This is a genomic window from Kytococcus schroeteri, from assembly GCF_002847825.1.
Classification (GTDB): Bacteria; Actinomycetota; Actinomycetes; order Actinomycetales; family Dermatophilaceae; genus Kytococcus; species Kytococcus schroeteri.
Genome location: NZ_PKIZ01000047.1, coordinates 1 through 318, shown reverse-complemented (window position 1 = coordinate 318; position 318 = coordinate 1). Strand labels below are relative to the sequence as shown.

The window sequence follows — 318 nt, the reverse complement described above, 5'->3', positions numbered from 1 at the left end:
AGGAACCTCCATTGAATCGAACTAATATTTTTTTTGGTGAATCGCATTCTGACTGGTTGCCTGTCAGAGGCGGAGAATCTGGTGAATAACGGCAATTCCGGGAGTACCGGCGGCTGATCTGTCTGGAGCGGATTTGCTCAAAGCGTGGCCGTCAATGGGGCAGCAACTTGGCGCTGTTCACAGCCTATCGGTTGATCAATGTCCGTTTGAGCGCAGGCTGTCGCGAATGTTCGGACGCGCCGTTGATGTGGTGTCCCGCAATGCCGTCAATCCCGACTTCTTACCGGACGAGGACAAGAGTACGCCGCAGCTCGATCT

At 54.1% G+C, this 318-nt stretch carries 1 pseudogene; it reads left to right on the top strand.

The window, feature by feature from the left end:
• Positions 1-11: 11 nt before the first annotated feature.
• Positions 12-318, top strand: a pseudogene (locus CYJ76_RS11435) (phosphotransferase); the annotation flags it as partial.